This is a genomic window from Salinimonas profundi, from assembly GCF_014750655.1.
GTDB lineage: Bacteria > Pseudomonadota > Gammaproteobacteria > Enterobacterales > Alteromonadaceae > Alteromonas > Alteromonas profundi_A.
Genome location: NZ_JABBXD010000005.1, coordinates 210853 through 234000, shown reverse-complemented (window position 1 = coordinate 234000; position 23148 = coordinate 210853). Strand labels below are relative to the sequence as shown.

Here is a 23148-nt window from a genome sequence, read left to right as displayed (position 1 = left end):
GCAGTTTTGCACCGGAAGTAAGTAAAAAAGGGTTAGTCGGTACTGATAATGTCTGCGCGTGAGGGGAGGGCATCAAATGCGCCAAACCGGGATACTGCGACAGCGCCACAACGGGTAGCCACATCCAGTAACATCACAATATTGTCATTATCGCTTAAAAACGTTTCCAGCTGCGCGCCGCCAGAAACCGATGCTGCAAGCTGATACAGAAGCCCACCTATAAATGCATCGCCAGCCGCAGTGGTATCTTTGACGGATGTGGCTGGTACGGCGAAGCTGCCGGATGAGGCAGTACTGATGTAGGAGACTGGCTGTCCGCCATCTGTGATAAGAATGAGGGCCACGCCGGCCTCATGCCATTGCTGCACTTTATCGCTGGCATGCTCACCATACAGAGCCTCAAGCTCTTCGTGGCTGGCTTTGATGATATTCATTTGTCTGGCTGCGTTATCAATGATCGCCGGCGCCTGGGTCGGATCCTGCCAAAATCCCGGACGAAAATTGATGTCCATGCACAGCGGGGCATCGCAGGAGTGCGCGCGCTGAATCAATGTGGTGGTTGATGTACGCAGACCAGCGGTCGAAAAAGAGCCCGAACAAAGGTGAAGAAGCGTCTGCTGATCCAGCGCTACATTCTCGACATCGTCATTTGTAATATCCTTATGGGCAGCATTTTCCACATAGAAATCGAAGGTTCGCTCTCCCTGTTCATCCAGGTCAACAAAGGCCAGCGCTGTTTTTCCTTCACTGGTGGCAATAAACCGGTCATCTACCTCGTAGCTTTTTAGTGTCGTCACCAGCATTTTACCGAAGCTGTCGTTACCTACTTTAGATATCAGAGCACTGCTGCCGCCAAGTTTTGCCACAGCGACGGCAACATTGGCAGGGGCGCCACCGGCATAAGGACGGAACATACGGCTGGATTCACCGTTTTGTTCTACGTCTTGACCCAGCATATCAACTAGTACTTCACCTAAACATAGTATTTGCATCACGTCCTCTTTTCATTGTGGGTTACCGAAACGTTGCCCTGCGTTTTAATGATGTAGCAGGCGTAAGTAGTAATAAATGCAAAGCACCCCGCGGGGATGATAAACGATGTTCCGACACCCGAAGTATCCATTACATACGCTTGCAACATTGGAAACAGAGCGCCTCCGAGAATAGCCATCACCAGACCGGCAGCACCAAGCTTCGCATCATCACCCAGTCCGTGTAAGGATAGCGCATAAATTGTGGGAAACATGAGTGAGAGACAACCAGACACTAAAATCAATGCAATAACTCCAGTCACATTCAGACTCATGATAACAACAAGACATAGTGCAATGGCGGTAGCACTCATCAGAGCCAGAAGGCGGGATGGGGAATACCGTCCCATCAGCCAGGTCATAACAAATCGTGAAATCAGAAACAGGATCATGCTGTACTGCAGTACGTGACCGCCGGTAACTTCATCTGCTGAAAGTGCTTTCATCACATATTGAATTGTAAACGTCCACATGCAGGTTTGCGCACCAACATTAAAAAACTGGGCAGCGACGCCAAAGCGATAATGTGGCAGGCGTAGCAGACGGCCCATACTTTCTGTCACTAGCGCTTTTTCACTATGCGCTGATGACACGCCTGGTCGGCACAGAGCAAATGCAATCCAGAGTAATGCCAGAAATCCCGCCATTCCTACATAGGGGGTCATTACTGCATTAAGCTCGGCACTTACCACCTCATTAAGTTGCATCTGATTCATTGTCGCTCTGGCTGCTGCATTGGCACTGCTTAAGTTTGGCAGAATTAGCGTCGCCGCCAGAAATACGCCCAGATTCGTACCCAGAGGGTTAAACGCCTGGGCCAGATTCAGTCTTCGGGTAGCGGTTGCTTCGCTGCCCAGTTTCATTACATAGGGGTTGGCCGACGTTTCTAGAATAGATAGCCCGCCAGCTAAAATGAACAAGGCAGCCAGAAAATACCCGTAAGTCATGGCCTGACTGGCTGGATAAAAAAGAAAGGCACCCGTGCAGGCCATTCCCAGACCCATTAACATTCCCGTTTTAAACGAAAATACTTTGTTAATCAGCGCGGCCGGAATAGCCAGACAGAAGTAAGCGCCATAATAGGAAAACTGCACAAGTGCAGACTGTAATGCGCTCATGCTGAATGTTTTGCTAAATACGCTGACCAGCGGATCAGTCATGTTGGCAGCCGTTCCCCATGCTGCAAAACACAGAGCAAGCAGAATAAACTGAATTCTGTTACCGGCAGGGATCAGGGCGGGGGCGGTGTTGTTCAAATCAGCCAGCCTTCGTTTAACTGTTAACAATTTGCCGCCAGTATGTAAAAATTGAATTATTAAATCAACTTTGTTTACTTAAAAAATTATACGGAGTCCGGTTATTTGTTTGCGCTGCTCCACATAGCCAGTAGAAGTATATTCAGGACACATTATTGATGTTTGAAACGATAAGGGAAATTGCAAAAGGTCAAAGCCGGATTCGTCACGCCAATGAGCGCTACGTGCTCACGCTCATCAGGACAAACGGGCCATTACCTAAAGCTGAGATTGCCCGCAAAACAGGGCTTTCCGCGCAATCTGCCACAATTATCATCAATCGGCTTGAAGAGGCCGGCCTGTTACAAGCCGGTCAGCCTGTAAAAGGCAGCAAGGGCCAGCCCCGGGTGCCATTCAGCTTGGATCCCCACGGTGCGTTTTCTATTGGTCTGAAGATTGGCCGCCAGCGCCTGGTCCTGACAATCATCGATTTTTGCGGAAACGTACGGCATTGCATTGAACAGCCCGTGACGGCGCCCACACCCGGCGGGGTGCTGGATTTTGTTGAAAACAACCTTGCCTTGCTTTACTCGTGTTTGCCTGAAAGCGGCAGGGAACGCGTAGCCGGCATGGGCATTGTAATGCCGTTCGCGTTGTGGCAGTGGCCGCAATCTTCAGCATCTGATAGTGAGCTTGAGCACTGGCGCGATTTTGATATCAAGGTGGCGATGGCAGAGCGTTGCCAGCTGCCTGTCTATTTGTGTAATGATGATACTGCCGCATGCTCGGCGGAGTTACTGTTTGGCAAACTGCCTGTCAAAGACAGCTTTACCTACTTTCATATTGGTGCCTTTATCGGCGGGGGAATTGTCCTCAATGGGCAGGTGATTGAAGGACGCACCGGCAATGCGGGCGCGCTGGGCTCGCTTCCTGTAAGTGTCAACGGGAAGGTCGGCCAATTACTTGAATTTGCATCGCTGAATCAATTACGCAAGGACTTACGACAAACAGACTGGGAAACCCTGCAATCTGATATTCATGCACTGCCACCTGAGATACGTAAAAAGGTGGATAACTGGCTGGATGACGCTACCCAGGCGCTTGTGCAGGCCAGCATTATCGCCCAGGCTATCCACGATGCGGGCAATATAATCATCGATGGTAGCATGGCACCTTATTTCAAAGCGTTGATTGTGGAACGGATCGCAGCGAGTCTGGATAGCGGTGATTGGCGCGGCGTGAAAAAGCCAGTGTTTTATAGCGGTAGCCTTGGAGATCAGGCGCAGCTACTTGGCAGTGCCAACCTGCCTCTGATAGCCCGTTATTATCTGTCATCCTACGATTAAGAAAAAGACACTCCCGTTAGCAATCGTAAAGCGCAGCCAGCCGTATAAACCTGTGTAGATTAACTATTACTGGTAAGGAGGCAATCATGATCGCGGTTATCGCGACGTTGCACTGTACTGAGGATAATGAAGAGCATCTCATCAGTGCGCTAAAAACGCTGCAGTTTCATTCCAGACAGGAAGACGGGTGTCAGCGTTATGATTTACTGCAACGCAAAGTGGGTAAGCAGGTTGAACTGATTTTAAGCGAGCTATGGGAAAGCGATGAGGCCCTGGAAGCGCATTTCAATGCCGGGCACTTTAATCGCTTTACGGCGCAGGCAGAAGACATTGTCGAGAATACGGAGATTCGAAAGTTTGAGGTCGTGGAGGATTAAAAAAGGCTCCCGAGGGAGCCTTTTTTATAAACTAAATACGAACAGTTGAGGCGCAACGGTGTGATAATCCACCGCCATAGCAACGCTCAGAATAGTAATGTTAAGAATGGAAAACCCGAAGACCTGACGGGCCCAGCCATTAACATCCACATCGCTGCGGTAACCACGTAATGCCATCACCAACCACCAAATGCTGGTGGTTGCTGCTACTGCCATAAAGCCAAGGCCAGTGTAGCCGCCTAACGGTAACAGCATCGTCACCAATGCATACACGGCAATGTAAAGCACTATATGCAGCTTGGCGCGCTCAATGCCTTTTTCTACCGGTAGTACCGGTATATTGGCAGCCTCATAATCTTTGTACCGAAATATAGCGATAGCATACGAGTGGGGCATTTGCCACAGGCTGAACATTAGCAACAAAATTGCCGCGCCTGCATCGAATTGTGCCGTGACCGCGCAGTAACCCACAACTGGCGGGACGGCGCCGGAAAGGCTGCCCACGAGCGTGCCGTAAACTGAATTCCGTTTCATATACAAGCTGTAGATACCTACATAAACCACGTATCCCAGCGCAGCAAAAAATACAGCGACGGCATTAGTGAATATAGCCAGTAATGCAAATCCGGCAATTCCTAATACCACCCCATGTGCTAATGCTGCTTTAAGCGACATCTCGCCAGTTACCGTGACACGGGTTTTGGTACGCTGCATTCTGGCATCAATATCCCGGTCAATGCAGTTATTAATTGCACAGCCGGATGCCACAACCAGCGACAACCCGATGATGGTCGCAATCATCAGCAATCCGTCAACGTCGCCGCGTGAGGCCAGTAAAAAGCCGCCGGCAACAGAGATAAGATTGCCCATGATGATACCGGGCTTGGTCACTTGTAAATAACGTCGGAACATCTATTCAGTTTCTCCAGATACTTCTGCACAAATAATGTACCAGCCCGAGGGCTAGTACATCATCATCGCGTTGGATTCGTAAATAATCCAAATGGACAGTCCCACGATCATCACAATAACCAATGCACTGAAAAGGAACGAGAACGTACTTGCACGTCCGTCTTCAGTAACAAAGTTCAAATGAAGGAAGAACTTCAGGTGTACCCACAGCTGAACCACTGCAGTAACTACAACTGTCCAGATTGTTGTTGATTTCGACAGGTCACCTTCCATCACTGCCCAAAAAGGGATAGCGGTAAGAATGACAGACAGTACGAAGCCAATAACATACGATTTAACATCACCGTGGTCGGCTGAATGTGCTTCAGCCTGGCCGGGGGTGGTGGAATGCGAATGACTGTGACTCATTACATTGCTCCCATCAGATACACAACGGTAAATACACAAATCCAGACAATATCAAGGAAGTGCCAGAACAGGCTCAGGCAGCTCAGACGAGTAACTGTCTGATTGCCCAAACCGCGACGAAGCACCTCGATGATCATAATGGTCATCCAGATAAGGCCGGCACTAACGTGCATACCGTGTAAACCAACCAGTGAGAAAAACGCGGTTAAGAACGCGCTTTCGCCTGGTCCGTTACCATTTACGATAAGATGATGGAATTCATAGATTTCCATCCCGATGAACGTAGCACCAAAGGCAAAGGTGACACCCAACCAAGTCAGCGTCAGGGCCTTCTTCTGTGCATGCGCAGCTATCATCGCGAAGCCAAACGTAATACTGCTTAACAGCAGGGCTGCGGTTTCCACAGCAACAAAGTCCAGCTCGAATATATCTGCACCAGACACACCGCCAGCGGTGTTCATATAAAGCACTGCGTAGGTTGCAAAAAACGATGCAAACAACAAACAGTCAGTCATCAAATACAGCCAGAAACCAAAAATGGTATTCCCGCCAGTATCGTGATGTTCGTGGTCATGGCCGTCGCCATGACCTCCCACATCACTGTTCGGGTTTAAGCTTGATGGAATTGAACTCATGCTGTTACCTCTTTTGGCGCATTTTTCAAATGTTCATCCTCGATTTTCTTAATCTCGTCAGGCTGCACGTAGTAATCCACGTCTTTGGTATAGCAGCGCTTGATGAAGAAACCGATAGCACTGACCAGACCAACTACTGCCAGCCACCAGATATGCCAAATCATTGCGAAGCAGAAGATAGTCAGGCTGGCACTCATCGTGACACCGGCAGACGTATTCTTCGGCATATGGATTGGCTCATAGCTTTCGTAGCGCTTATAAGCTTCACCTTCTTCTTTCATGTCAGTCCATGTATCAATGTCTTTGACATGCGGGATTTTAGCAAAGTTGTAAAACTGAGGCGGTGACGCGGTTGACCACTCAAGCGTGTGTCCATTCCACGGATCGCCAGTTTTATCATCCAGCTCTTCACGCTTCATGAAGCTCACAACCAACTGGATGACCTGAGACAGAATACCGAAGGCGATAACCACTGCGCCAAAGGCAGCAATGTAAAGCCAGATATTCCAATCTGGGTTATCTGTTGAGTTCAGGCGACGAGTCATACCCAGGAAGCCCAGTACGTATAGTGGCATAAACGCAAGCAGGAAGCCGATTTGCCAGCACCAGAACGCTGCTTTACCCCACTTCTCGTCCAGCTTGAAGCCAATAGCTTTCGGGAACCAGTAGGAGAAGCCAGCCAGATAGCCAAATACTGCACCACCAATGATTGTGTTATGGAAGTGAGCAATCAGGAACAGACTGTTATGCAGCACATAGTCAGCACCAGGGATAGCCAGCAGCACGCCGGTCATACCACCAATGGTGAATGTCACCATAAAGCCTAATGTCCAAAGCACCGGCGTAGTGATGTGCAAGCGGCCGCGATACAGTGTGAAAATCCAGTTAAACAGTTTCACACCCGTCGGCACCGCGATAATCATCGTCATTATCCCGAAGAAGGCGTTGACGTTGGCACTGGAACCCATGGTGAAGAAATGGTGCAACCACACCACGAAGCCAAGAATCGCAATAGCACCACTGGCATAAACCATAGATTTATAGCCAAACAAACGCTTACCGGTAAAGGTAGAGATGATTTCTGAGAAAATACCGAATGCTGGCAGAACCAGAATATAAACTTCAGGGTGACCCCACGCCCAGAACAGGTTGATGTACATCATAGAGTTACCACCGGCTTCATTAGTGAAGAAGTGGAAATCCATGTAACGATCAAGTGTCAGCATGGCCAGTACTGCAGTCAGAATAGGGAACGACGCAGCAATCAGGATGTTACCCCAGGTACATGTCCAGGTGAAAATAGGCATTTGCATCAGTTTCATACCCGGTGCACGCATCTTAGCAACAGTAACCAGGAAGTTAACTGCCGTCAGTAGCGTACCGAGTCCGGATATCTGCAAGGCCCATATGTAGTAGTCAACACCCACCCCCGGACTGTAGTCCAGACCAGAAAGCGGCGGATAGGCAACCCAACCGGTTTTGGCAAATTCACCCAAACCAAGAGACAGGTTGATCAGAATCGCACCACCGGCTGTCAGCCAGAAGCTCAGGTTGTTCAAGAACGGGAATGCCACATCACGCGCACCAATTTGCAGCGGCAGTATGATGTTCATCAGGCCGACCATGAACGGCATGGCCATGAAGATGATCATAATGACACCGTGAGCGGTGAAGATCTGGTCGTAATGTTCAGGGGGCAGATAGCCCTCAGATCCGTTTGTAGCAAGCGCCAGTTGCGACCGCATCATGATAGCGTCGGCAAAGCCACGCAGCAGCATGATAAGTGCAAGAATGATATACATAACGCCTAAGCGTTTATGGTCAATAGAAGTGATCCAGTCGTTCCAAAGAACGCCCCACTTCTTGTATTTGGTGACCAGGCCGGCAATAACCACACCCAGAATTGCCACCACCGTCAACGTACTCATGATAATCGGATCATGATACGGGACGGCTTCGATAGATAATTTACCTAACAAAGACATGATTACTCCTCGGCCTCTGTTTCATGAGCGCCTATATGCTGCGCGTTATGTTGCGCTGCTTCGTGCTGCCCCTGGACCGCATTTTCAGGTTTGCTGTAGTAGTTCATTTCACCGTGGTCCTTCATGAACTTCATGATGATGTCGTGGAACAAGCCATCCTTCACATCAGCAAAGTATTCCACCGGGTGAAATTCAGTCGGTTCAGTCAGTGCTTCGTAAGAGGCTGAATCAAGCTCGCCACCTTCGCGTTTTACTTTTTCCACCCACGCATCGAAATCTTCGTTGGTTGGTGTAGCAATCGCGTCAAAGCTCATTCCGGTAAAGCCTTTACCACTGTAGTTTGCTGAGAAACCTTCGTAAGTACCCGGCTCATCAGCAATCAGGTGTAGCTTGGTTTCCATACCGGCCATTGAATAAATCTGACTACCTAATTGAGGAATGAAGAACGAATTCATCGTACCTTCAGAGGTGATCTTGAACGCCACCGGCTTGTCGGCCGGGAATACAAGCTCATTAACTGTTGCGATACCCTGTTCAGGATAAATAAACAGCCACTTCCAGTTCAATGAAACCACTTCCACGGTCATATGTTCGCCTTTGCCTTCAAGCGGCTTGTAAGGGTCTAATGCGTGAGTGGATTTCCACGTGATAACGCCCAGAACAACGATAATCAGTACTGGAATAGACCAGACCGCTGCTTCGATTTTCGTCGAATGAGCCCATTTAGGTGTATAAACTTCAAAATCCCGACTGGCGCGATACTTCCAGGCGAAGTAGAGAGTCAACACGATAACCGGAAGAACAACAATCAGCATTAAAAGTGTACAGATAATGATCAGCCACTTTTCTTCAACACCAACCTGTCCTTTCGGGTCGAGTACTCCGCCACTACAACCTGCTAGTGTCAGCACGACGGCGGTAAGAGCAATTGTACAAAGGTTACGAATAAGCAAAGGAATTTTCCTACAACCCAGAGGTTTACTATCCTGCCGCCCCGGTGACAGGACGACGCTCAGATTCGGGAAGTACCTTAAGGTAGTTCCCAGCTAGTTTAAGTTCACCCGCCTTTCGGCTTGCTGACAGTGTCAACCGTCAACAGGTCAAAATGCTAAGTGAAACTTAAAGGGGGCGCGCGTGAGCCATGCGATAAACGAACACGTTGACTTACGGCAAATTCGGTATGAGTAAGCGAAGACTTACTGGATATGACACCCGCGCGACGCGCCGGTGCGTATTTAAACAGGTCGCCAAATATAGCATTACGAAAAGCGCGATAAATTGCTTTGCACGCTACCAGCATGCCCAGTGAGGCAACAGTCACAGGGCCAATAAACGGGTTTTCAATCACTGCCGATACTACATCGGTAGAGTCAGCCAGCGCACCGCACAACAGCAGTGCAATGTTCAACGCAGAAATAAACAAAGCGGCACCCACACCTTTACACAGCCAATGCGTGACCGCACTCGCTTTCTGGCCAAGCTGCGCTTGTTTCCGGGTTGTCATCAAAGAAGTCAAAAAGGACATCTACCACTCACTCTGCATACGAGAACTGAACAAAAAAACAGCAGTTAAAAAATTCGCCGCAAAAGGATAGCAAAATCGCTGACCAAGTAAAATGAGAATTACTGTGTAATATGTGAAGAATCAGGTTTAAACCATTAACAATCAATTAACAATTATTCAAGTTACTGATTTGAAATGAAAATAAAGGCGGTTTTTATAATGAGTTGTTAAATTATCTACATTTAAATTTTGTCATTAAGCAAAATTAAGGCGCTAAAAACAGATGTGGTAGCACAAAAAATAAACGGGATGGACGTTTACCTTAGTCACATGTGGTCAGGGAACAAAAGCAGGGGGCTGGAAGCCAGCCCCTGAAAATTATCGGGTTTGTTCGTCGGAGAGTATACGCACCTCACGTTGCGGGAACGGAATGGTGATATTGTGCTCGCGAAGTGTTTCAAAGATCAGTAATAAGAGGTCGCCGCCGACACGGTTCCTGCCATCATCAATGCCCTCCATCCAAAACTCCACGAACATATTTACACCTGAATCGCCAAAACTGTCGATTTCGCAATCCGGTCGCTCCTCAATAGGCACGTCCTCACCACTTAATACCTGTGGGTGCTCTGCCACCGCCTCTTTAATAATTTCGACCATGGCTCTTATATCCGTTTCATAGGCCACGCTAAAATCAATGCGGTAGCGCTGCTTCGGATCCTTATGCGTCCAGTTGATCAGCAGAGCACTGATGAATTTTTCATTCGGAACAAGAATATCTTTACCATCGTAGGTTTCTAAAATGGCGTAGCGCATTTTAAATTCCCGGACAAACCCTTTACTGCCATCCTCCAGTTCTACGTAGTCGCCTACGGTCAGCGAACGATCCAGCAAGATGATGATGCCGGATATAAAGTTTGAAGCGATACTTTGTAAGCCAAGTCCAAGACCAACACCTAACGCACCACCAAACACCGCCAGGGCTGTCAGGTTGATACCCATAATATTGAGCAAAAGTAAAAAGATGACGCAGAAGACAGCCACCTCAAACAGTTTGGCAAACACCTCTTTGGTGGCAATATCCAGTGATTTTTGATTACGGATAATGTCTTTGCCCACGGTATTGGATGCGCGGCCCAGCCAGAACAGCAAGGCACCGAAAATCAGCACCCGCAGAATGCCATAAGCCGACAGCTCGATATTCCCTACCGATATGGAGATAGATTCAAGCGCCGCGATGACGGTAGGCAATACGCCAATAAGGTGTAAAAAGACAATGGGCAGACCAATATAACGCATGAATGCAGCAATGATGGCATTGGCTACAAAGCTTTTAATGCAATTATTCAAAAAGATCAGAACCGCCAGCACCAGCGCCACATCCAGCACCCAGGCATCAAGCTGAAATAAATTTCCCAGTCGCGTGGTAAGCAACAATAAGAAAACGGTGATCAGGGGAAATAGCATGGTTCCCAGCCGATAACCCAGCATTTGTAGCGAGTGGAAGCGCTGGCTTTCAGGGCGACGCATGAAGGGAACGGCTTTGCGTACCTGACTGGCAACCAGATAAGCAACCAGGTAAATTCCAAGAATTAGCAACAGCTGATATAAAAACTCTGTGCTGAGCACAGCATCCTGCACACGCGCTGCGTGCTGCTTTGCGTTGGCAAGCCAATTATCAATCACTGGCATGACGTGTTGTCCTTTAAACTACCGAATGACAAAGCGTGTTTGTAGCCTGAAGCGACACGCAGGTAAAGGAAAAGTGTGAGAAAAATTCGTGACCCTATGAACAACTTATTTTTATTGGCACTGATCCTAAGCCGAAATAATAATGCCTTAAAGCCGCCACACGGCTAGCAGTTGCGCGACACTTTCATCTTCATCGGTGCCCAGCTTGTTGTTCCAGTATTGATATTCAATACCCACGAAAACCGTGTCCTTTTTGTCAAATAGCGCGTGGCCGGCATCCCAGCGAAGCTGTACCTGCGCCAGCACCCAGTCTTTCGCTGCGACACCGGGAATTTCGGTGTCCCTGCCTGAAATGTATTCAGCATGACCTTCTACCGACCAGTGCTGTTGGCCGGTTTTTATTGGATACCGCCAGGCCGCATCAATCATATAACTGTCATCCTCGGTTGGCGCGCCGCCTGAAACCAACCCTTTACTATCATCAATATAGGCTGTGAAGAGCGTATTGAAAAAGGCAAAGCCCGGGATATTCCAGTTGATTTGCACGCCGGGCAGGTACTTCAGTACATCAGCATCTGGCGCAGCATTGACGCCCAGGACCATACCTATATCACTGATAGCGCCATCATACTTTACGTCAAACAACGTACTGCTACTGAAAAAGGGATACCACTCTGCATATAGCTCATCGCCATCATCGGTCCTGGCGTAATCAAAGAATAAAAAGTTGCCGCCGTATTCCCAGCCACTGGCATGCTGGAAAGTAACAATGGTGGTATCTGCGTCGGTGCCGGGTGTGGATGCATATGGTTGGTTCAGCTTGCCCTGCTGTAAATGAAATTCCGTTTCACTCCAGGTGGTGGCAGTTGCAGATAATGAAAAACAAAAGGCCGTGACGAGTAAACAAGCGCGCAACATGGGGGAACTCTGATGGTGAATAAAGGCGGCGATTATAAAGATTCTTAGGTAAAAAAGCGTCCCCGACGACAATTTTTTCTGTGTATGCGGCAAAGATAAAACGAATCACTTAGTGAATCACCTCGGCAAGCAGCTTGTGGTGAGTAGCCGCGCATTCGCTAAACACCGCTTGCACGAAAAGGTGTGAAATCCATGTTAATGTCGGGTAAATTGGTTGAGTAGAAAGACATCTGACCACACAGGGAGATTTATGGCGCAACCGGTTTTTCACTACGATACGCACAGTGTGTTTAATCAGCCTGCTCCATTGGCGAACTACAATGCCTTTGATGCAGATAGCATTTTGCAGTATTGGGTCAATCAGTTTGGTGGCAAAGAAGGTGTTGATCGCCTGACCGGGTTTGGCCATCATATCGGTCACACATTACAGGAAGCCGGCTTTCTGGCCAATCGTCATGCGCCGGAGTTTGAACCGCATAATCGCTTTGGTCAGCGTGTCGATGAGGTAATTTACCATCCTGCTTATCATCAGCTTATGGCTCATGCCATCGGTCAGGGACATTGCAGCTTACCCTGGACATCAGAACAAGCCGGCGCGCATGTAATACGCGGTGCAATGGCCTATTTGCACACCCATGCCGATCCCGGCTCTGGTTGTCCGCTTACCATGACGTTCGCCGCTGTGCCGGCCATCTCTGTTCAACCCGATGTCGCCGGACGCTGGCTACCCAAAATCTTATCCGGGGTGTATGACGGCAGCAACCGGCCCTGGTATGAAAAAGAGGGCGTTACCATCGGTATGGCGATGACAGAAAAACAGGGCGGCAGCGATGTCAGAGCGAACACGACGCGTGCTGTGCCTGTGGATAATGCCGGTCCTGGCCAGCTTTACACCCTAACCGGTCATAAATGGTTTTGCAGCGCCCCCATGAGTGACGCATTTCTGGTCCTGGCGCAGTGTGATGATCGGTTGTCGTGTTTTCTGGTACCCCGCTGGCGCGAAGATGGCACTAAAAATCCAATACTCATACAGCGTCTGAAAGACAAGCTGGGCAATAAGTCCAATGCCAGTTCAGAGATAGAGTTTCGCAACGCCCACGGCTGGCTGTTGGGTGAAGAAGGCAAGGGCATCAATACCATCATACAGATGGTCGCGCTGACCCGGTACGATTGTATGCTAGGTTCTGCGGCCCTTATGGCGCAGGCAACTAAAGAGGCGATTTGGCATACCGCTGGACGTGCGGCGTTCGGTAAGCCGCTGCATGAACAACCACTAATGATGAATGTGCTGGCCGATCTGGCGCTGGAGTCAGAAGCTGCGCTGGCTATCAGTTTCCGTATATCCCGGGCGCTGGATAACCTTAGTGAACCCCAGGAAGCCTCGCTGGTCAGAAGCGCTACGGCAATTGGAAAATACTGGATTTGCAAGCAGGCTGTACAACATACCTATGAGGCCATGGAATGCATCGGTGGCGTGGGCTATGTTCAGGACAATGTAACCAGCAGACTGTATCGCGAAGCGCCGGTCAATGCTATCTGGGAAGGCTCCGGCAATGTGCAGTGTCTGGACCTGTTAAGAGTGCTTAAACGTGAGCCTGATACGCTGGCAGCATTACTGTCAGAACTCAGCCAGGCAAAAGGTCGCTATTCATTGTACGACCAGGCCCTGGAGAGTGCCGTGACAATCATGGCCGATACCGCCAATCTGGAAGTCAACGCGCGCCGGTTAATGGAAATGCTGGCACTGTGCTGGCAGGCGGCCACATTGATCATTTACGGAGAGGCAGAGATCGCGCACGCCTTTGTCAGTTCGCGCCTTGATCCACAGCAGTTTCATCAGTATGGCACATTGCCCTCGCACATAGATGCCGGCGCTATTGTGCGGCGGGCAATGCCCGCGGCAGACCGCTCAAAAATAAATACGTCCCACAATCAGGAGACAAAATAGAATGTCAGTTAATGAAAACTATGCCAATTTACGCGAATTTATCGATGACCGGTTTAACCGCTATGAAGGGCGTTTGGCTTATCGGTGTCTGGGCCAGTCAATGTTGTACGATGAACTGGATAAACACGCGACGCATCTGGCACGCTACTTTGAGCATGAAATGGGGTTAAAAGCCGGTGACCGTATTGTCATTCAGTTGCCCAACCTGATTCAGTATCCGGTGGCCATGTATGCGGCGGTCAGACTTGGGCTGGTGGTGGTCAATACCAACCCGTTGTATACACCCAGAGAAATGCGTCATCAGTTCACAGATTCCGGCGCAAAAGCCATTGTGATTCTTAGCGACCTATTACCCAAACTTGAACAAATTCGTGATGAAACCGGCATTGAACAGGTATTGGTGACGAGCGCCGCGGACTTTATACAGCTCTCGACACCTCATGATACCTACCATTGCTTCACGCAGGCGCTGAGCACGGGTGAGACGCTGAATGATTTCACACCCAGTCAGGCGCAGCGTGATGACACTGCCGTGTTGCAGTATACCGGTGGAACGACCGGCGTCTCTAAAGGTGCCGTACTCTCACACGGTAACTTACTGGCAAACGCCGGACAAATGGCGGCGCGCCTGGAAGCACGATGCCAGCAAAGCGAAGGCGTGTTTGTCTGCCCGTTGCCGCTGTACCACATCTATGCATTTACCGTGAATATGATTGGGTTGTTCGGGATGGGCGAAGCAAACTTGCTGATACCCAATCCGCGAGATATGGATAGCTTCGTCAATGCGATTAAAGCGTTGCCCTTTAAGGGAATTGCCGGCATCAACACATTGTTTGTGGGTTTATGTCAGCATCCCGGATTTAAAGACATTGATTTCAGTAACCTGAAAATTACGTTATCCGGCGGCGCGGCACTCACACATTCGGCAGCACATTTATGGGAAGACGTGACCGGATGTGCCATTACCGAAGGCTATGGTCTGTCTGAAACGTCGCCGGTGGTGTCATTTAATGTGTTTGGTGAAGAAGAGCTTGGCACGGTCGGTAAGCCGCTGGAGCAAACACAGGTAGCGGCCTGGGATGAACATGATAAGCCGGTGGCTGAAGGCGAGGTCGGTGAGCTGGTGGTAAAAGGCCCGCAGGTGATGAAAGGGTACTGGCAACGTGACGATGAAACCTGCAAAGTGATGATAGACGGCTGGTTTAAAACCGGTGACATGGGACTGATTCAAAGTAATGGCAATGTGAAAATCGTCGACAGACTGAAGGATATGATTATTGTTTCAGGCTTTAACGTCTTTCCCAACGAAGTGGAGGATGTACTTAGCGAACACCCGGCCGTCATGGAGGCGGCTGTGGTAGGCGAAGCCGATGACAAGACCGGTGAGGCGGTAAAAGCATTTGTCACAGTCAGCGAGTCGGTGACAGAAGACGCATTACGGGAATTCTGTCGTGAGCATCTGACCAATTACAAGGTACCCAAACACATTGAAGTGCTTGAAGAGTTGCCAAAATCCACGGTGGGCAAAATTTTGCGCCGGGAACTGCGCAAGCGCTAGATGACAAACGCTTAAAGGCTCTGAGGCCTATTCCGGTAACAGCGGGTGCGAATTGTGGTTTGCATCTGCCGGCGAGAGCAATACGGATGTCTCAGGATAAAGCGTGTTAATGGTAAGCCGGGGCTCTGAGACATACGCTGTCGGCCCCATGGCGCCTACCGTCTGACTAACACTGAAGAATCGCTCAAGCGAATCATCAACACGCAGTTCAACCCGAAAGCTGGCCATCGGATCCAGTTGTGCGGCGCGTCTGGCCCAGTCATCTGGTAAGCCGGGCGTCGCGCATAATCGCCTGAGTCGACGCTGCATGTCGGTATCCTGCGTAAGCAACACATCCTGCTGAATACTCATCAATATCAGGCACAGGGCATCGGTATAGGCTTTTGAGCCTGAGGTGGCATCGTGCAGACTAAACAGTAAATCGAAATGGTTAGTAACACGGGCAAGGTGGTGCTTACCCACTAACCGGCTGTAAAACGCCACCCAGCTTTTATTTACCATCAGAATATCGCCGGCGCCATCAATTAACACGGTCGGGTGGGGATCGAGTGCGCGCAGCGTCAGCGTCATCGCCTTGCGTAACCATTTCAAATCCGGTGCACAGAACGTGGTCTTCTTGCCATGGGCCTTGAACCCTGCGGCAATAAGTAAGTGGTTACTGTCTCTCTCAAGCATGCCCAGCGCGCCAGCGATAGCTTCGACCATCTCAAGGCTGGGCGATACATGACCATTTTCCAGCCGGCTCAGGTGTCTGGCTGACGAGCCGGTCCGAAAGGCCAGCTCTTCCTGACTAATCTGGTGAACGCTGCGCCAGAAGCGAAGCAACCCGGAAAACGGTGAGGGGGGATCAGCGTAAAAAGCGGATGTCATCAGTATTACCTGCTGCAGATTTTCAACGGTTGTACAGATAGTCAATCACCTACCCGACATGACAGGTCATGTTATCTGTTGTCTGGCAGCGCAACAATACGCTCACGCGTTAAACCTGAGATTACCAACCGCGCCACCGGCGCAATGAGGAAAGTATGGCTGCATCGTTACTTAATGAGCGTGATATCGCATTCATGTTGTACGAATTGTTAGACGCTGAGTCGCTGACCCGGCGGGAGCGTTTTAGTGAGCATAGTCGCGAGACATTTGATGCTGCCATGGAAACAGCCATCAATGTGGCCGATAAGCATTTGTTACCCATCCGGCAGAAGACCGATCTGATAAAGCCTGAATACGATGGTAAGGATGCACACCTGATCCCGGAGATTAAAACGGCCATGCAGGCGGTGATTGATGCCGGGCTGGCATCGGCGACTGCTGACTTTGATTTGGGCGGTATGCAGCTACCCTCTACCATCGCGTGTGCGCTGAGCACACATTTGACTGCGGCAGGTATGAGTACCATGGGATACACCACCCTGACCAACGCCAATGCCAATCTGATTGAAGCGCACGGTACTGCCGCGCAAATCGAAAAATGGGTTAAACCAATGCGGGCGGGCCGCTTTACCGGCACGATGGCAATGACCGAACCGGGCGCAGGATCCGGACTGGCCGATCTGATTACAAAAGCCGTGCGACAGGACGACGGCAGCTACCGCATTACCGGCAATAAAATTTATATCTCCGGCGGCGATCACGATTTGGCTGACAATATTGTGCACCTGGTATTGGCGCGGGTGCAGGGCGCACCCAAGGGAACCAAAGGTATTTCGCTATTCATCGTGCCTAAGTTTTTGGTGACTGATGATGGCACCATCGGCGAGCGTAATGATGTCGCGCTGGCCGGGCTATTTCATAAAATGGGCGGTCACGCGATCACCTCTACATCACTGAGCTTCGGTGAGAAAGACGGCGCTGTCGGGTATCTGGTCGGCGAGGAAAATATGGGGCTCAGTTATATGTTCCATATGATGAACGAAGCGCGGCTTTTTGTAGGTACCGGTGCCGCAGTGATGGCGCTGGCCGGCTATCAGTATTCGCTGAACTACGCCAAAGAGCGTCCCCAGGGCAGGTTACTGGCAGAAAAAGACCCTAATTCCACGCCGGTTAACATTATTGAGCACAGTGATGTAAAAAGGATGCTGCTGGCACAAAAGGCCTACGCCGAAGGTGCACTGGCATTGTGCCTGTTTGGTGCCAGGTTACACGATGATGAAAAAACGGCCCCTGATGTACAGCAGCGAAAGGACGCGCATCAGCTGTTGGACTTTCTTACGCCTATTATTAAAACCTGGCCGTCTGAGTACGGGCTGAAAGCCAATCATTATGCTATTCAGGTGTTAGGGGGCGCGGGGTATACCAACGAACATCCGGTGGAAATGTTTTATCGCGAAAACCGGTTAAATCCGATCCATGAAGGGACAACAGGCATTCAGTCCATGGACTTACTGGGACGTAAAGTTCCCCGCAATCAATTTGCAGGTTATAAAGCCTGTGTCAGCGCAATTAAAAAGAGCATCGCTGAAGCCGGCGCGGTTGCAGCGCTCAGTGAGTATGCCGCAACGTTGGAGCAGGCACTTGAAACATTGGATGTCACCACACAAGCCGTGATGGGGGCATCCCAGTCAATGAATATTGATGCGGCGTTTTCAAACTCAGTGAAATACCTGGACGTGTTTGGTCATGTGGTGATTGCCTGGATGTGGCTAAAGCAGGGACTGGTGGCGCACAAGGCAGTTCAACAGGATCTCCATGAAAGCGACGAGGCCTTTTATCACGGTAAACTCCAGGCGATGCGGTTTTTCTTCATCAGCGAACTGCCGGAAATAAATCACTGGGCCGCGCTGGTGCGTAACCTGGATACCACCAATTATGATATGCAACCTGACTGGTTTTAATCAAAGGAGATTCACCCATCATGCAGATTGTCTCTCAGGATGATTTACTGGCCAGCGCCGGTAAAGCGTTACCCGTAACGGACTGGTTCACCATCACTCAGTCTCAGATTGATTGTTTTGCAGACTGCACGCACGATCATCAGTTTATTCATGTTGATCCTGATAAAGCGGCGCAAACCCCGTTTGGTGGTACCATTGCCCATGGCTTTTTAAGCTTATCCATGCTGTCTTATTTTGCGCAGTCTTTTGGACTTCAGGTGAAAGGCGCGGTGATGGGCATCAACTATGGGTTGAACAAAGTAAGGTTTATCACACCGGTTAAGGTAGACAGCCGCATTCGCTGCCATGCTACCGTGGTGGACGTCAATGAACACAAACCGGGCCAGTTTTTTGTGACCTATGACATTACCATTGAGCTGGAAGGCAGTGATAAACCTGCGCTGATAGCACAGTGGATTGGCGTGCAGGTCACTGACACCAATAATAAGCAGGAAAGGTAATGACAATTTCATATGAAGGGCAGGTTGCCATTGTAACAGGTGCCGGCAACGGACTAGGTAAGACGCATGCGTTAGCACTGGCCGCGCGAGGCGCAAAGGTGGTGGTTAACGATTTTGGCGGTGCGCGCGACGGCACTGGCGGTTCATCTGCCGCCGCTGAGGCAGTTGTCGCGCAGATAAAAGAAGCGGGTGGGCAGGCAATAGCCAATGGTGCCAATGTGGCCGACTTCGGGCAGGTGCAGCAGATGGTCAGTCAGGCGATGGACGCCTGGGGTCGGGTGGATATCCTCATTAATAACGCCGGCATATTGCGTGATAAGTCCTTTGCCAAAATGGACCTTGATGATTTTAAGACCGTGATGGATGTGCATGTCATGGGGTCGGTCAACTGTACCAAAGCTGTGTGGGATATTATGCGCGAGCAGCAGTACGGGCGTATCGTGATGACCACATCATCAAGTGGTCTTTATGGTAATTTCGGTCAGGCCAATTATGGTGCGGCCAAAATGGCGGTCATTGGACTGATGAACACGCTGGTTCTTGAAGGGGCGAAGCATGGCATCAGAGTCAACGCGCTGGCACCCACCGCCGGAACGCGAATGACTGAGGATATTATGCCGGCGGAGGTTTTCGCGCTTCTGACAACCGAGGCTGTCACCGCCGGCGCCCTGACCCTGTGTGATAAGGACGCGCCGAACCGCATGATTTTGTGTGCAGGTGTGGGTGGCTACTCCGTCGCCCGCATGATGGAGACTGACGGGATATTCCTGCCGGAAGCAGAGCAGCAACCAGAAGTCATCCGGTCGCACATTGAGGCTATCGAAAATGCAGATGGTCAGAAAGCATTAAAGGCTGGTGGCGAGCAGGGCGAAAAATTTCTTAAAAAGGCCATGGCGTTTATGCAGTCTCAGGGGTAACCCACGTTCGTTCTGACCCTCGAGCGGAGCGCCGCACCGGTTCTGGGCACATTAATGCTGTTCAATCAGCCCTGAGATTTGTATGATTTCCTTACTAAGAATAAGCGCAATGGTTTGTTTGCGCAGGAAATGACAAATGAAGGAAACAATGATGAAAGCAGGGAAAATAGTAATTGCCGGGCTATTGGCAGGGTTGTTATCTGCATGTGGCGGTCACGGTTACGAAGGGACATGGAAAGCAACCTCAGATAACGCCATGCTGGAAAAGCTGATTAATCAGACCGGTGGCGGCACGCTCGTCATCGGCGAAGATTACATCGAAGCAAATGGTCAGCGTAATCAGGTCGATGAAATCTTCACTCGTGAAAGTGGTGGCAAAAATTATCTGGTTTTCGCCAAAGAGGGTGAGGAGCAGGTGTTTGAGATCAATGACGAGGACAACCTGGAAATTGGCCAGATGGGTGTAACATTAACCTATACCCGTGCTGATTAATCCATCATGCGGCGCTGGCAATGCCAGCGCTATTGTCATCTGCCCCGTGTCTGGTTACCAGCAGCCAGCAGGTAACTTATTCATAGACTGATCAAGACTTAGCGATGTACATCCCGTATCGCCCGATTGCCCACCTTTTGCTGCGGCGTTTAGTGTATACGTTGTGGCTGTTACGTTACTTACCGTGAAGGTATAAAATTCAGAAGTGGGTATACCAATTTCACTGGTCGCAGCATAGCTGGTATTCTCAAGCCTGTAGGATTCCTGCTGCAATTTTAGCTGCAACAACGCGTTTTGTGCTTCAGCCCGTCTGGCGCTGGTGACATGAGACTGGTAACTGGGGATCGCAATGGTTGCAATAATTCCTGCTATAGCGACAACAATCATCAGCTCGACCAGCGTCCAGCCACCACCCTGTTTTTTGAACTTTGCGTGCTTCATACGTGAACATCACTTCTAATACTTAGGTTAGGAAAAATTTCGCTTAGTATACTTCCTAAGAACCTGAATGTTTCTTTTTTGGGAACACAGAGCATAGACCACATTCCGCTGGAATAAGGTTTCAGGATTTATCCGAAGGTATAGGTGTCAGGGTGAGTAATCAAAAAGGGCTGTCTTTGCTGGAACTCATGATAGCAGTCGCTATCGTTGCCATCGTCGTTACACTTGGCGCGCCGACGATATCCGGTGTCCAGCGCAGTGCAGCACTATCCGGTGCAGTTGAAAATGTGTATTTCGGGATGCAGCAGGCACGTAGCCATGCGGTGCGTCAATCCTCGGATATTCAGGTCGATTTTACGGCTGGTCAGAACTGGTGTGTGGGCACCACCGATCAGACCGATTGTGATTGTGCGGTCGCGAACAGCTGCACAGTCGACGGTGTTGAAAATGTCCTGCGCGCGCAGGATTTTCCGGGCATCACGCTGCCTGCTCTTACCTTTGGTACCGATAATCAGACATCGTTTGATGGTACCCGGGGCCTGACCCTGAATAACAGTGGCTCGGCAAGCTTTTCCAATGGTACCGATACCGTTCGTATTAACCTTAACGAAGTCGGCAGGGTGCACATCTGTGTCGTCTCTGGCGAGTTGGGAGATTATCCACCATGCGCAAGCTAGCTTCACATCGCGGCTTTACTCTTGTTGAGTTAATGATAGGTATGGCGCTGGGTGTGGCTGCCCTGACCGCGTTAGGGTCGCTGGTGGGATATGGCGTGGGCGTGAACGTGAATCTTTTGAAAAGCGCCCGGGTAAATGAAGAATCTTCTATGGTCCTCTCCCTTTTGCAGCGAGATATCAGACGAGCGGGGTACTCTGGCGACACGGTGGCGATGCTCACCGATCCCACTGCCAACCCGTCTGATTTCTCTGATTCACTGGTTATCAGTGCATATACCGGCGAAGCTGCCGGTAGCTGCATTCTTTTTTCTTATGATGCGAATGACAACGGCGTTCTGGACACCACCGGCAACAGCGAAAGTTTTGGTTACAGGTTGCGTGGACAGACGGTTGAAATGCGCCAGAATAATCTGTCCTGTACGCAGGATGGCTGGCTCCCTCTGACTGACAGCGACATTGTTCAGATACAGGGTCTGTCGTTCACCATGGGCCAGACGCTGAGCAATAATATTCCAACCACATCAATTACAATAAACCTTCAGGCTGAACTTGCGGCCAACACGGATATATCGCGTCAGTTCACAACTGAAGTACTGGTGAGAAATTATGATGGATAGTACGGTTACCTTCGCCAGACCGGCTCAACAGCGCGGCGCGATGATGCTTACCGCAGTCTTGCTGTTACTGATACTGGTTACATTAGTCACCTTGTCCACGGGTCGGGTCAAATCGTTCGAACATAAAATTATTCTTAATGCACAGAATTATCAGCTGGCTTTCAGCAGTGCTGAAGCCGGACTGGCGCGCGCCATTAGCCGATTAACCGAAGATCCGGGTTGGGATGGCACGGCAATTACAGGTTCCTTGCCTGGGCAGGGCAGCTATAGTGTGCAGGGTGTCAGACAGACCATCACCCGGGAATCCACCGTGTTGCAACTGGTCACATTGACCGCCCGGGGCATGTCGCCTGACACCTTGTCTACGGTCGATCAACAGCAGCAGGTCATTCAGTATTCGGTACTGGCCAATCCCCCGGATGTACCGCTCATTGTAGCGGGTGGCCTGGGTGTAAGCGGTAACTTTGAAGTGGTTGCTAATCCTAATGGCGGTGGTGAGGGCGTTCCTCTTTCTATTTGGACGGATAAGCCGGTGAATATGCAAAGTGGAAGCGGAACCACTTGTGGATTGCAGGAGTTCAGGGATGGCAACTGTTCAGGTTCGCCATACTCTGAGAAAGGCTTTAAAGACCTCGATATTCTTGATGATGACGTTAACTTTCCGCCAGATATGATGGAATACCTTTTCAATATTCCGGAAGCTGAATGGCCCACACTGCGCGCCGATGCGGATCTCAGACTCACCGACTGCAGCACACTGGGGCCGTCTTCCACCGGGTTGTTATGGGTTGATGGCGATTGCACGGTGAATTCAAATACTATCATCGGCAGCCCGGATGATCCGGTAGTACTGGTTGTTGCTGATGGAAATTTAAGAATGAACGGTGGTGCGCAAATTAATGGCATGGTCTTTCCGTTCCGCAAGCCTACAACGGTGGCAGATTTTGACATTGATATGGTCGGTAGCGCGCGGGTCAATGGCGTGGTTGCATCGAACCATCCGGTGGGGAACTCCGGCGGTACCTATAACTCGGTTTACGATGCTGAGGTACTGCAGGGGCTACGCCTAAGTGATGCCTTTCAGCGGGTAGCCATCGTACCGGGAAGCTGGCGGGATTTTTAGGAG

23 protein-coding genes are annotated in these 23148 nt (G+C 50.1%); 11 read left to right on the top strand and 12 right to left on the bottom strand.

Features of this window, described 5'->3' with window-relative positions; genetic code table 11:
* Positions 1–32: 32 nt before the first annotated feature.
* Both HHX48_RS11055 and fucP read right to left on the bottom strand, forming a co-directional pair.
* A complete protein-coding gene (locus HHX48_RS11055; protein ID WP_191025079.1) occupies positions 33–992 on the bottom strand; it encodes a carbohydrate kinase family protein in 960 nt (319 codons plus the stop codon).
* On the bottom strand, positions 992–2287 hold the full coding sequence (fucP, locus tag HHX48_RS11050; RefSeq protein ID WP_223858287.1) for an L-fucose:H+ symporter permease: 1296 nt from the start codon (positions 2285–2287) through the stop codon (positions 992–994). Before fucP ends, HHX48_RS11055 begins: the two co-directional genes overlap by 1 nt.
* A gap of 158 nt (positions 2288–2445) precedes the next feature.
* Here fucP and HHX48_RS11045 point away from each other — a divergent pair, with 158 nt between their 5' ends.
* Both HHX48_RS11045 and HHX48_RS11040 read left to right on the top strand, forming a co-directional pair.
* Positions 2446–3612 (top strand): ROK family transcriptional regulator, encoded by a 1167-nt coding sequence (locus HHX48_RS11045; protein WP_191025077.1) that lies wholly within the window; start codon positions 2446–2448, stop codon positions 3610–3612.
* A gap of 86 nt (positions 3613–3698) precedes the next feature.
* The gene (locus HHX48_RS11040; RefSeq protein WP_191025076.1) at positions 3699–3989 is read left to right on the top strand and encodes a putative quinol monooxygenase; all 291 of its coding nucleotides are present in this window, start codon (positions 3699–3701) and stop codon (positions 3987–3989) included.
* A gap of 24 nt (positions 3990–4013) precedes the next feature.
* On the opposite strand, the gene cyoE is transcribed toward HHX48_RS11040, so the two are convergent.
* The 8 genes from cyoE to HHX48_RS11000 form a co-directional block, all read right to left on the bottom strand.
* The gene (gene cyoE / locus HHX48_RS11035) at positions 4014–4901 is read right to left on the bottom strand and encodes a heme o synthase (RefSeq protein ID WP_191025074.1); all 888 of its coding nucleotides are present in this window, start codon (positions 4899–4901) and stop codon (positions 4014–4016) included.
* Positions 4902–4952: 51 nt separating this feature from the next.
* Positions 4953–5309: a cytochrome o ubiquinol oxidase subunit IV gene (gene cyoD / locus HHX48_RS11030; protein WP_139755334.1), complete on the bottom strand. Its 357-nt coding sequence runs from the start codon at positions 5307–5309 to the stop codon at positions 4953–4955.
* A complete protein-coding gene (gene cyoC / locus HHX48_RS11025) occupies positions 5309–5944 on the bottom strand; it encodes a cytochrome o ubiquinol oxidase subunit III (RefSeq protein ID WP_191025072.1) in 636 nt (211 codons plus the stop codon). Before cyoC ends, cyoD begins: the two co-directional genes overlap by 1 nt.
* Positions 5941–7929: a cytochrome o ubiquinol oxidase subunit I gene (gene cyoB, locus HHX48_RS11020; RefSeq protein WP_191025070.1), complete on the bottom strand. Its 1989-nt coding sequence runs from the start codon at positions 7927–7929 to the stop codon at positions 5941–5943. The genes cyoC and cyoB overlap by 4 nt, the downstream gene beginning before the upstream one ends.
* A 2-nt stretch (positions 7930–7931) precedes the next feature.
* Entirely contained in the window at positions 7932–8882 is a 951-nt protein-coding gene (gene cyoA / locus HHX48_RS11015; protein ID WP_191025068.1) for a ubiquinol oxidase subunit II, read from the bottom strand.
* Positions 8883–9037: 155 nt separating this feature from the next.
* A complete protein-coding gene (locus HHX48_RS11010; protein WP_191025066.1) occupies positions 9038–9454 on the bottom strand; it encodes a hypothetical protein in 417 nt (138 codons plus the stop codon).
* A 357-nt stretch (positions 9455–9811) separates the two neighbouring features.
* Positions 9812–11122 carry a mechanosensitive ion channel family protein gene (locus HHX48_RS11005; protein ID WP_191025064.1) on the bottom strand — a complete coding sequence of 437 codons (1311 nt, stop codon included), beginning with the start codon at positions 11120–11122 and terminating at the stop codon, positions 9812–9814.
* A 147-nt stretch (positions 11123–11269) separates the two neighbouring features.
* Positions 11270–12040 (bottom strand): hypothetical protein, encoded by a 771-nt coding sequence (locus HHX48_RS11000; RefSeq protein ID WP_191025062.1) that lies wholly within the window; start codon positions 12038–12040, stop codon positions 11270–11272.
* A 250-nt stretch (positions 12041–12290) separates the two neighbouring features.
* Here HHX48_RS11000 and HHX48_RS10995 point away from each other — a divergent pair, with 250 nt between their 5' ends.
* A complete protein-coding gene (locus tag HHX48_RS10995; protein ID WP_191025060.1) occupies positions 12291–13988 on the top strand; it encodes an acyl-CoA dehydrogenase family protein in 1698 nt (565 codons plus the stop codon).
* 1 nt (position 13989) lies between these two features.
* Entirely contained in the window at positions 13990–15546 is a 1557-nt protein-coding gene (locus HHX48_RS10990) for an AMP-binding protein (protein WP_191025058.1), read from the top strand.
* Between the two features lie 27 nt (positions 15547–15573).
* Here HHX48_RS10990 and HHX48_RS10985 read toward each other — a convergent pair whose 3' ends face one another.
* Positions 15574–16416: a helix-turn-helix domain-containing protein gene (locus HHX48_RS10985; RefSeq protein ID WP_191025056.1), complete on the bottom strand. Its 843-nt coding sequence runs from the start codon at positions 16414–16416 to the stop codon at positions 15574–15576.
* A 155-nt stretch (positions 16417–16571) separates the two neighbouring features.
* Between HHX48_RS10985 and HHX48_RS10980 the strand changes: the two genes are divergently transcribed.
* From HHX48_RS10980 to HHX48_RS10965, 4 genes are all read left to right on the top strand, one after another.
* Complete coding sequence (locus tag HHX48_RS10980; RefSeq protein WP_191025054.1) at positions 16572–18377, top strand: acyl-CoA dehydrogenase; 1806 nt, start codon at positions 16572–16574, stop codon at positions 18375–18377.
* A 20-nt stretch (positions 18378–18397) separates the two neighbouring features.
* Positions 18398–18877: a MaoC family dehydratase gene (locus tag HHX48_RS10975; RefSeq protein ID WP_191025053.1), complete on the top strand. Its 480-nt coding sequence runs from the start codon at positions 18398–18400 to the stop codon at positions 18875–18877.
* Complete coding sequence (locus HHX48_RS10970; RefSeq protein WP_191025051.1) at positions 18877–19794, top strand: SDR family NAD(P)-dependent oxidoreductase; 918 nt, start codon at positions 18877–18879, stop codon at positions 19792–19794. The genes HHX48_RS10975 and HHX48_RS10970 overlap by 1 nt, the downstream gene beginning before the upstream one ends.
* Before the next feature lie 136 nt (positions 19795–19930).
* On the top strand, positions 19931–20287 hold the full coding sequence (locus HHX48_RS10965) for a hypothetical protein (protein WP_223858285.1): 357 nt from the start codon (positions 19931–19933) through the stop codon (positions 20285–20287).
* Positions 20288–20341: 54 nt separating this feature from the next.
* Here HHX48_RS10965 and HHX48_RS18740 read toward each other — a convergent pair whose 3' ends face one another.
* Entirely contained in the window at positions 20342–20728 is a 387-nt protein-coding gene (locus HHX48_RS18740; RefSeq protein ID WP_191025049.1) for a type IV pilin protein, read from the bottom strand.
* Positions 20729–20880: 152 nt separating this feature from the next.
* On the opposite strand from HHX48_RS18740, the gene HHX48_RS10955 reads away from it, so the two are divergent.
* The 3 genes from HHX48_RS10955 to HHX48_RS10945 are packed head-to-tail and all read left to right on the top strand — an operon-like array spanning position 20881 to position 23145.
* Complete coding sequence (locus HHX48_RS10955; protein ID WP_191025048.1) at positions 20881–21405, top strand: GspH/FimT family pseudopilin; 525 nt, start codon at positions 20881–20883, stop codon at positions 21403–21405.
* On the top strand, positions 21393–22022 hold the full coding sequence (locus HHX48_RS10950) for a prepilin-type N-terminal cleavage/methylation domain-containing protein (RefSeq protein WP_191025047.1): 630 nt from the start codon (positions 21393–21395) through the stop codon (positions 22020–22022). The genes HHX48_RS10955 and HHX48_RS10950 overlap by 13 nt, the downstream gene beginning before the upstream one ends.
* Positions 22012–23145 carry a PilX N-terminal domain-containing pilus assembly protein gene (locus HHX48_RS10945; protein ID WP_191025045.1) on the top strand — a complete coding sequence of 378 codons (1134 nt, stop codon included), beginning with the start codon at positions 22012–22014 and terminating at the stop codon, positions 23143–23145. The genes HHX48_RS10950 and HHX48_RS10945 overlap by 11 nt, the downstream gene beginning before the upstream one ends.
* Positions 23146–23148 lie beyond the last annotated feature (3 nt).